This is a genomic window from uncultured Tateyamaria sp., assembly GCF_947496075.1.
In the GTDB taxonomy this organism is placed as follows: Bacteria; Pseudomonadota; Alphaproteobacteria; order Rhodobacterales; family Rhodobacteraceae; genus Tateyamaria.
Genome location: NZ_CANMBJ010000002.1, coordinates 1,397,786 through 1,404,855 on the forward strand (window position 1 = coordinate 1,397,786; position 7,070 = coordinate 1,404,855).

The window sequence follows — 7,070 nt, forward strand, 5'->3', positions numbered from 1 at the left end:
GCAAAACCAACGCACAAAGGCCGCGCCCATGACCCGCACCGTCATCGAATCCAAAACCAAAACCGCGCTGATTGGCTTTGACCAACCGTTCTGCGTAATCGGTGAACGGATCAATCCAACAGGCCGTAAAATCCTGAACGAAGAACTGGAGCGAGGTGATTTCTCGCGGGTCGAAGCGGATGCTGCAGCGCAGGTTGCGGCTGGTGCCACGGTACTCGACATCAATTCTGGTGCCGTCTTCTCGAACAAGATGGCCGAAGATCCGCGGTATGCAGACAACAACTTTGTTGAGCCTGAGCTGATGAGGCAGTTGGTGGAGCGTGTCCAGGCCGTGACAGACTGCCCGCTTTGCATCGATAGTTCCGTTCCCGGTGCGTTGGAGAACGGGCTGGCCGCCGCAGAAGGTCGCCCGCTTCTGAACTCCGTGACCGGTGAAGAAGAACGACTGGAACTCGTTCTACCGCTGGTCAAGAAGTACAACGTGCCAGTTGTCGCCATTTCCAATGATGACACCGGTATTTCCGAGGATCCCGATGTTCGATTTGCTGTGGCCAAGAAGATTGTGGAACGCGCAGCTGACTTTGGTATTCCTGCCTATGACATTGTCGTCGACCCGCTGGTGATGCCCATCGGTGCAATGGGCACTGCTGGACTGCAAGTCTTTACCCTTGTGCGGCGTCTGCGCGAAGAACTGGGTGTGAACACGACATGCGGCGCATCCAATATCTCATTCGGTCTGCCAAACCGGCATGGCATTAACAATGCCTTCTTGCCCATGGCGATGGGCGCTGGCATGACATCCGCTATCATGAACCCCGTGGCGCTACCGGTCGGGCCCACAAAAATAGCCGAAAAGCGGGCCGAAGTTGAGGCAGCAGGCATCGCCTTGCCCGACGGGATGGACGACGAAGCGTTCGTCCAGATGTTTGGAATGGGATCGACAAAGCCGCGCGCAGGCAAGGAAATGGAAGCCATCCGTGCAGCCAATTTCCTGACCAACAATGACGAAGGTGGCGGTGCATGGATTAAGTTCAACCGCGTTGCACCAAAAGCGGGCGAAGAAGCCCGCGGACGCGGTGGGCGGGCCGGCGGACGCCGCCGCCGCGGCTAAATTCTGATTGGACAACGTTAACAAGGACCGCCCGGTGCCATTGCCCTGGGCGGTCTTTCTTTTGACGCCCATGTACCCGCAAAGCACAGCTTCAGTAACGCGCTTTTAACAGACCGTCCGGTAGACACTCCTTACGTTTTGCGATCAGGAGGGACCGGATGAGCCATCAAAATGGTGCAACTTGCCGTGCACGTCATGGCTGACCCAATCCCACTGCCCAAATGTTTGGACGCTGCATCTGCACCCGATCTGCTGTCGCAACTGTTGGCGCACCCGTCGGGCAGTGATGTCCTTCTTGACGCTCAAGACACCTCGCACATTGGGGCGTTGGGGGCACAAGTGTTGCTCAGTGCGCGGCGCAGGGCCGTCGAAAACAATACATCCTTTTGCGTTCTGCACGTGCAGAACGCTGTCCACGATGAACTGTCAGCCATGGGACTTATGGAGCTGACACAGCAGGAGGAAGACAAATGAATCTTGAAATTCTTGCTGTTGATGACAGCCGCACAATGCGTGACATGATACGTTTCGCGTTGGAACCTGCGGGGTTCATCGTCCATACCGCCGAAGATGGCGTTCATGGTACAGAAGTCCTGGAGGCCATCGATCCGGATGTCATCATAACCGACATCAACATGCCTCGTATGGACGGGTTCGGCTTCATCGATGCTGTTCGTGACTGTGGTCAACACAAGACGACACCGATCCTTGTCCTCACGACAGAAGCAGCCCCAGAGATGAAGATGCGTGCGCGCAATGCGGGCGCCACCGGGTGGATCGTCAAACCCTTTGACCCGGCGAAACTGGTGAAAGCGTTGCAAATGGTGGCTGGATAGCAGGACGATGACGTCTGCGGACCCCATGGCTGAAATTCGCGCTTCCTTTTTTGTCGAGTGCGAGGAGTTGCTTGAGGCATTGCAGGATGGACTGCAGGCCCTTGATGACGGCAGGCATGATGAAGAGACAATTCATGTCGTGTTCCGTGCCGTCCACTCGATCAAAGGAGGTGCGGGCGCTTTTGGGTTCGAGGCGCTGGTGCAGTTTGCACACCAGTTTGAGACTGCGCTGGACAGCATCCGCGCAGGTAAAGCGCGTACCACTCCCGGCTTGCTGGACGTATTCTTTCGCGCATCAGATCACCTATCGGACTTGGTGCGCGCATGTCGAAATGATCTCGACCATCCGAAATCAGAAGCCGAGGCAATACTGCGCGAATTGAATGTGCAGGTCAGCCAAGCGTCGCAGGAAAAAGACGCGAACGACAATGAATGCGAACCAGTTGAAATAGAATCCAGTGATGCTGTGATTGGCGAGGACCCGTCCAAGCATTACGTGGAGTACAATATTTTCTTCGAACCCGAGCCTGGCTTCTTCGAAACAGGGCACGAGGTTTCGGATGTTATCAACCGCTTGGCGACCCTTGGTGAAATCAAAGTCCAATGCGACTCAAGTCGCCTGCCCGCACTTGATCAGCTGATACCAGACAAGACTTACCTAAGCTGGTCACTGGTTCTGACGACTGATGTTGATGAAGCAGGTGTCGCGTCCCATCTCGAATTCGCCCATGGCCTGTGCAGGATGAAAATCTCAGTCCGCTCACAATGCCAGGAAACGGGTTCTGGGACCACCATCCGGCCCAGAACAGATGATCAGCGCACCGCGTCCCCCACACCAAGTAAGTCTGTTGTACGCGTCGATATAGACAGGGTCGAACGTCTCGCAAATCTGGTCGGTGAGTTGGTGATCAATCAGTCGATGCTGGCCCAAAGCCTGCAAACCGCAGGGGTGTCACCCCACTCTGACGCCATGTACGGGCTCGAAGAATTCCAACGCCTGACCCGAGATATTCAGGACAGTGTCATGATGATCAGAGCACAGCCTGTAAAATCACTGTTTCAACGCATGGCACGCATTGTGCGCGAGGCGTCGGCATCTGTCAGCAAAGACGTGCGGTTGGTCACCGTTGGAGAGGCAACCGAAGTCGACAAAACGGTCATCGAACAATTGGTCGAGCCGCTAACCCACATGATCCGCAATGCAGTTGATCACGGACTTGAACCCTCGGACGTACGTCTTGCGCACAACAAGCCTGCACGTGGTGAAATCCGGTTAAGCGCAGCGCACAGGTCTGGCCGCGTCCTGATCCAGATTTCAGATGATGGACAAGGTATTGACCGGGATAAGGTTCTTAGAACCGCGGTCGAAAAGGGTCTTGTCGCGGAAGATGTGGCCATGACGGACGCAGAAATTGACACGCTTCTATTTTTGCCAGGTTTTTCCACGGCACCAGATGTATCTGACCTTTCAGGGCGTGGGGTTGGCATGGATGTGGTGCGCACTGCCATCCATCGCCTGGGTGGCCGTGTCACAATCGGATCCACACCCAACGCTGGAACGACATTCAGCATATCCCTTCCACTGACCTTGGCTGTACTGGACGGTATGGTCATAGATGTAGCAGGCGAAACCCTCGTTTTACCGTTGAATACTGTGTCCGAGACGCTCACGCTATCAGACAGTTTACTGGAACAAATCCAACCGGGCCATTTTGTCGTTCGTGTGCGCGATGGCTTTGTGCCACTGTTTGATTTGGGTGCAGCACTTGGCTATCGGCCACCCTGTGACACGGTCAATGACCGCATAGCGATGCTTCTGATGTTAGAGGATGAATCGCAGGTTGCGTTGCTCGTGGATGAGGTTCACGACCAGCGACAGGTCGTCATCAAAGGACTTGATGACAGCTGTTGCCGCCCACCGGGAATCGCCGCCGCGACGATTTTGGGGGATGGCCAAGTGGCGTTGATCCTCGATCCCGCAGACATCGTTACCAACACGATCAAAAGCCCCGCCCCCAAGCGTGCGAGATTGGAACCCCAAACATGAGCACAACTGAAACAACCAAGCAAAGGGAGTTGTTGACCTTTAAACTAAGGGATCAGGAGTATGCGCTTGACATAATGACCGTTCGCGAAATTCGTGGTTGGACGCGCGCAACCCCAATGCCACTCGCGCCCAGCTTCATGCGCGGCGTCATCAACTTGCGGGGCACTGTGCTTCCGATCATGGACCTGGCCGAACGTTTGGGGTTGCCCAAATGTGATCAGGACGACCGAAGCGTCATCGTTGTGGTCCAGAACGAGGGATCAACAATCGGTCTATTGGTAGATGCTGTCTCGGATATCGTGACACTTGACCCCAAGGACATGCAGACTCCACCAGATGCCGCCGTACAGAACGGTCGAAACGTCATCGCAGCGATAACGCTGTTGGACAATCGCATGATACGCGTTCTGGACTTGCCATACGTCATCGCACTGCCGGAAAGTGACGCCGCTTGATGCGTCAATCACCAGATCTGCCCCAGTTGAACGACGAGCAGTTCGATGCGATTGCCGGATTGGCCTATCGCGAGTCTGGGATCAAGTTGGTGCGCGAGAAAAAGCTGATGGTTCAGTCCCGGCTCAGGCATCGACTACGCGCGCTCAACCTTGATGCCTTTTCGGCGTACGCAGATCATGTCGCATCAGAAGACGGAGCAAGTGAACGCCGTTTCATGATCTCTGCCCTGACCACCAATGTGTCCCAGTTCTTCCGGGAGGCTCATCACTTTAAGATGCTTAGCGACCGGCTCATGCCAATGTTCAGACAACGCATTGAACGACATGAACGTATTCGCATCTGGTCTGCGGGGTGCTCAAAGGGACAAGAACCTTATTCGATCGCGATGCATCTGCTGCGTTTGGAACCGGCACTGGCCACAGCGAACTTCAAGATCCTAGGCACAGATCTCGATCCTCAAGTCATTACCCAAGCCCGCAGTGCAGAATTCAATACTTCGGAATTGAATGGCGTTTCTGAAGATGACCTTAATACGTTCACAATCGCTTGTGGCGACAGCCAGTCACGCCGAAGAATGTCTGATGTATTGACCCAAGTTGTCTCGGTCAAAGAACTCAACCTGTTTGACGACTGGCCCATGCAATTTGCGTTTGATGCCATCTTTTGCAGAAATGTCATGATCTATTTCGATCAGTCAAAACAGGCGCAGCTATGGCCACGCTTCAAGTCCGCTCTGTCCACTGCCGGTTTACTTTTTCTCGGGCATTCAGAACGCATCCTGTCCCCGAACGCCTATGGTTTCCGCTCCGCCGGGCCAACGACTTACATCAAGTGCGACGACGCATTCGATTGGAGCAAGTAGGACATGCGGATGGCACTCAGGGGGCAAATACAGATCATGGTTGTTGACGATGCATCCGCAAGGTTTGACGCGTGTGTAGAAACTGTTGGCGCCCAGGCGAAACGCTGCATCTCCAGCCGAGTACACGGGTTGACGACATCGATCTTGCTTGCGATGGCACCAGTTCAGCTTGCCGCTTCAGCCTACAACATATCAAGGGTGACAAAGGTGAAGCGGCCCCAAACGTTGCAAAGCCAATCCTGCACACAAGATATTGGTTTCACTTTGGTTGCCGGACGCGTCGTACAAAATGCTCATGATCAGGAACAGCAGCTTGAAATAAACAATTACACAAAAAAAATATTTATTTCCAGTATTTTACAGAGTCATCTTCAGTCCGAGGTCAACCGTTTCTAATGGCACAGACCAATTCAAATGCAGTGCGAAGCAATCGTGCATTATCGCGGATGGCAAGCGTTCTTGCAGAGATAAGCGATGACATGTTGACTGTTTCCGAAATTGTATCGGAGGTGGCAGATCAATCTCGCACCACCCTGACGACACATCAGATATTGCAATTGCAAAGCATCGACCGAATTTCACAGTCTCTACAGGATCTCGTTGTCGTTTGCAGTGTACTTGCGACAACGCCGCATGTCGCCGCGTCTTCTGCAAGACACCTGCAATTGGCCAAGACGCGGTCAATTCTGGATCCAGACAACCCTCATGATCAGGACACCCCACCTGGTTCTGTCGAGCTATTCTAGCCAGTCTTTTTAAACGATCTGCTTCAGAACAGTTCGACCCCATTTCCCCCCGGTACAGCAAACGCCATATCCCGTACCGGGGCATTTGTCATCTTTTGCATGGCGCGGCCAATACCTGGCCAAAAGCGCAGATTCCTGGCGCTGTTCCCTCCCAATGACTGCGTGATCAGTGGGATGCCCTCTTGCCCAAGATAGGACAGCGTGAAAGCTGCATTCTTTGCTCCGATGTCTGAAAAACCCGAAATCATCCGGGCACCACCAAACACCTTTGCTCGCAACCGACCGCGCACCGCACCCAGTTTGACAAGGTCGTTGATCAACACTTCCATCGCATTGATACCGGACAACGCACAGCTTGTGTCGCCCCCTCCGGACACAGCAAGCAGCATATGGTTCATACCGCCGATGCGCGTCACAGGATCCCACAAACAGCAGGCAACACAGGATCCCAAAAGCGTCGAGATAACAATGTCAGGCCCGGAGCCAGTTGCATACTCGCCCTGTGTTATAAAAAGCGTTTGCCGCATCACATGGTTTGCCTGCCGGACATCGGCAACACGCGTATGCCATGGCTGATCCGATGCAAGTTGCGTTCGTTTTCGAAGGCATGTGCGATCCGCGCAGTCACCAGCCCTGCAGTCAGGTCGCGGCAAGGACACGTAAAAAGTCCGCAGCCGACCCTGCAGAACAAAATCGAGAAGACGTGCACCAAAACGGTGCCGCGCAAACCGTGCCGCGAGAGAACGTTCAGACAGTGCGAGATGTAAGGACGTGCAGACAGGACATCCATGTGCGTATTCATCGCCTGTGTTCGCCGCATACCGGTTTGACCGCCACTACCTTTTAGTTTGGTAACGACGGTAAAAGCGCGCCAATGAATTTGACGTTAAAGAGCGTCCCCGGTCACATGTTGCAACCGGGAACAATTCGACAGGTCAGGCCGTGACCGCTTTCATGAACCGGTCCTTGATCACGACGGGATCCATGGTGATCACCGGCATTTTGGCGTTGC

8 protein-coding genes and 1 pseudogene are annotated in these 7,070 nt (G+C 54.2%); 7 read left to right on the forward strand and 2 right to left on the reverse strand.

Going from position 1 to position 7,070, the window contains the following annotated elements; translation table 11 throughout:
* Window positions 1-28: 28 nt before the first annotated feature.
* The 7 genes from Q1A51_RS10920 (at window position 29) to Q1A51_RS10950 (ending at window position 5,708) form a co-directional block, all read left to right on the forward strand.
* A complete protein-coding gene (locus Q1A51_RS10920) occupies window positions 29-1,111 on the forward strand; it encodes a dihydropteroate synthase (RefSeq protein WP_299196422.1) in 1,083 nt (360 codons plus the stop codon).
* A gap of 171 nt (window positions 1,112-1,282) precedes the next feature.
* A complete protein-coding gene (locus tag Q1A51_RS10925; RefSeq protein ID WP_299596162.1) occupies window positions 1,283-1,585 on the forward strand; it encodes an STAS domain-containing protein in 303 nt (100 codons plus the stop codon).
* On the forward strand, window positions 1,582-1,947 hold the full coding sequence (locus Q1A51_RS10930; protein ID WP_299196418.1) for a response regulator: 366 nt from the start codon (window positions 1,582-1,584) through the stop codon (window positions 1,945-1,947). Before Q1A51_RS10925 ends, Q1A51_RS10930 begins: the two co-directional genes overlap by 4 nt.
* A gap of 7 nt (window positions 1,948-1,954) precedes the next feature.
* Window positions 1,955-3,994: a chemotaxis protein CheA gene (locus Q1A51_RS10935; RefSeq protein WP_299596158.1), complete on the forward strand. Its 2,040-nt coding sequence runs from the start codon at window positions 1,955-1,957 to the stop codon at window positions 3,992-3,994.
* Window positions 3,991-4,449: a chemotaxis protein CheW gene (locus tag Q1A51_RS10940; protein ID WP_299596155.1), complete on the forward strand. Its 459-nt coding sequence runs from the start codon at window positions 3,991-3,993 to the stop codon at window positions 4,447-4,449. The genes Q1A51_RS10935 and Q1A51_RS10940 overlap by 4 nt, the downstream gene beginning before the upstream one ends.
* Window positions 4,449-5,312, forward strand: a complete 864-nt coding sequence (locus Q1A51_RS10945; protein WP_299599614.1) for a protein-glutamate O-methyltransferase CheR — start codon at window positions 4,449-4,451, stop codon at window positions 5,310-5,312. Before Q1A51_RS10940 ends, Q1A51_RS10945 begins: the two co-directional genes overlap by 1 nt.
* 3 nt (window positions 5,313-5,315) lie before the next feature.
* Entirely contained in the window at window positions 5,316-5,708 is a 393-nt protein-coding gene (locus Q1A51_RS10950; protein WP_299596152.1) for a hypothetical protein, read from the forward strand.
* Between the two features lie 373 nt (window positions 5,709-6,081).
* Here Q1A51_RS10950 and Q1A51_RS10955 read toward each other — a convergent pair whose 3' ends face one another.
* Window positions 6,082-6,474: a chemotaxis protein CheD gene (locus Q1A51_RS10955; protein WP_299671284.1), complete on the reverse strand. Its 393-nt coding sequence runs from the start codon at window positions 6,472-6,474 to the stop codon at window positions 6,082-6,084.
* Between the two features lie 519 nt (window positions 6,475-6,993).
* Window positions 6,994-7,070, reverse strand: a pseudogene (locus tag Q1A51_RS24335) (sulfopyruvate decarboxylase subunit beta); the annotation flags it as partial.

Coding starts and splice junctions, on each gene's coding strand:
- Q1A51_RS10925 (WP_299596162.1), top strand. CDS start 1,283: ATGGTGCAACTTGCCGTGCACGTCATGGCTGACCCAATCCCACTGCCC.
- Q1A51_RS10935 (WP_299596158.1), top strand. CDS start 1,955: ATGACGTCTGCGGACCCCATGGCTGAAATTCGCGCTTCCTTTTTTGTC.
- Q1A51_RS10930 (WP_299196418.1), top strand. CDS start 1,582: ATGAATCTTGAAATTCTTGCTGTTGATGACAGCCGCACAATGCGTGAC.
- Q1A51_RS10940 (WP_299596155.1), top strand. CDS start 3,991: ATGAGCACAACTGAAACAACCAAGCAAAGGGAGTTGTTGACCTTTAAA.
- Q1A51_RS10950 (WP_299596152.1), top strand. CDS start 5,316: ATGCGGATGGCACTCAGGGGGCAAATACAGATCATGGTTGTTGACGAT.
- Q1A51_RS10945 (WP_299599614.1), top strand. CDS start 4,449: ATGCGTCAATCACCAGATCTGCCCCAGTTGAACGACGAGCAGTTCGAT.
- Q1A51_RS10920 (WP_299196422.1), top strand. CDS start 29: ATGACCCGCACCGTCATCGAATCCAAAACCAAAACCGCGCTGATTGGC.